Here is a 1,916-nt window from a genome sequence, read left to right on the forward strand (position 1 = left end):
ATTGCACGCTTCACGAAAACTGCGCTGCTGAAAGCCTCAGGGTTCATTCTTTCCTCCCGACCTGCTGAACAGCTGGTTTGCGTAAACAGGCGCCTCGTCTCAGCACCCGCCGACAATTGCAGAATGTGTTGTCAGGGCAATGACGGTTCAGCAGCGGTGTGATCCCCGCAGGTCAGCAGCGGTGTGATCCCCGCAGGCCGATACCAGACATTCTGCTGCAGGAGCGGCTCATCAGGTGGCAAAAAATCGACATTGTTTCGAGGCGATCAGCTCGATCTGATGCTTCGTCAGAGGGCAAGTGCTTGCACTCGGGCTTGCGACCTTCAGCCTACTAGCTGAGGAAGGCGGCCGTTCTCGTCGAGATAGGAGGCAACCAGACCATCGCCGCCAAGGTGCCGGTACTGCTAAGTCAAGTACCTAGCTCCTGACCAAACTGCTTCGCAGCAATGCCAGGAATGTCGTCAATCCGGTCAGGTTTCCCGATTAAATAGCCTTGGGCTTCATCACATCCGACGCGGCGCAGGTACTCGAGCTGGTCGAGAGTTTCCACGCCTTCGGCCGTTACCTCAATTCGAAGTTCATGCGCCAACTCAACCAATGATCTTACAATCGCGGCGCAGTCCGCATCGGTCAGCAGATCCTGGACAAAAGATCGGTCGATCTTGAGCCGCGAAAGAGGCAATTTACGAAGGTAAGTGAGTGAGGAATAGCCGGTGCCAAAATCGTCAAGAGCAACTGTTACGGATAGCGAACTCAGTGATTGTAATAATGAAATCGTTTCTTCAAAATTTGAAATCAGCACATTTTCTGTAATCTCCACCTCCAGTCGTCGGCGCTCCAAACCGGCTTCAGCCAAGGTCTCCAAAATTCCATCCAGCAAGGCCTTGTTCTTAAGCTGCACTACTGACAAGTTGACGGAGACCCGCAAGTCGCGCGGCCAGCGCGCCGCTGCCAAACAAGCCGTTTTGACGACCCAGTGTCCGATGGCGTGAATCAAACCGGTTTCTTCAGCAATGGGTATGAACTCCGAGGGAGGGATCACGCCAAGTGTCGGATGCTGCCACCGCAAAAGCGCTTCGAAACCTCGGATGCGATCGCTCCCGAGATCGAGAAAGGGTTGAAATGCGAGCCAAAGTTGGTCGTTGTCCAGCGCAGATGTCAGATCGCGCTCGAGGGCATGACGCCTTGTAGCAGCTTCATCGTCATTTTCGCTGAAAAACTGGATGGAACCCATCCCCAGCGTCTTGGCCCTGTGTAGCGCGGTGTCAACGCACCGCAGGAGTTGATTGGCATCCAAACCGTCAGCGGGCGCCAAAGCGATACCGATAGAGGCTGTGCAATAAATTTCGCGCGCTTCGATCAAGAAAGGCGCGCGCATGGCATCTATGATCTGTTTGGCCAAGGATCTAATTTGATCTGGCCTGATTTCGCGTGTCGCGATTACTGCAAATTCGCCGCCCTCCAATCTGGCAATGCCCTCGCCCTCCCGTGTCGATTTGCGAAGTCGCGCAGCCACTTCGACCAAAAGGGCATCCGCCATGGCTCGGCCAAACTGATCATTCACCTCGGCAAAATTGTTAAGATCGAACAAAAGCAGCGCACAGTGCTGGTCAAACTGCTTTGCGTCCACCAAGGCGTTCTCCAGCCGCTCGTTGAAGCTGAACCGGTTTGGCAGTCTCGTTAGAACATCCCTGCGAATGGCATTTTCGCTTTCCGCTTGCAGAATGAAGCGTTGGGTAAATTCGGACGCGTGAGCAAGCACCGCACGAAACAGCGTGATGGCGTAACTCACTATCAGGATTGCGACGGGCAGATTGACGGCGTCTTCTACCCACACAATCGCGACCGCCGAACCGACGAAGATCGGTAGAGTATACGCGATGACCGCAATAGGAATCGTGTAAAAGGAAGCGGCA

1 protein-coding gene is annotated in these 1,916 nt (G+C 54.3%); it reads right to left on the reverse strand.

Going from position 1 to position 1,916, the window contains the following annotated elements:
- Window positions 1-409: 409 nt before the first annotated feature.
- A partial coding sequence (locus tag EH240_RS36780; RefSeq protein ID WP_125007218.1) for a putative bifunctional diguanylate cyclase/phosphodiesterase occupies window positions 410-1,916 on the reverse strand: 1,507 nt, incomplete at its 5' end.

It is taken from the genome of Mesorhizobium tamadayense, from assembly GCF_003863365.1.
GTDB classification, from domain to species: Bacteria; Pseudomonadota; Alphaproteobacteria; order Rhizobiales; family Rhizobiaceae; genus Mesorhizobium; species Mesorhizobium tamadayense.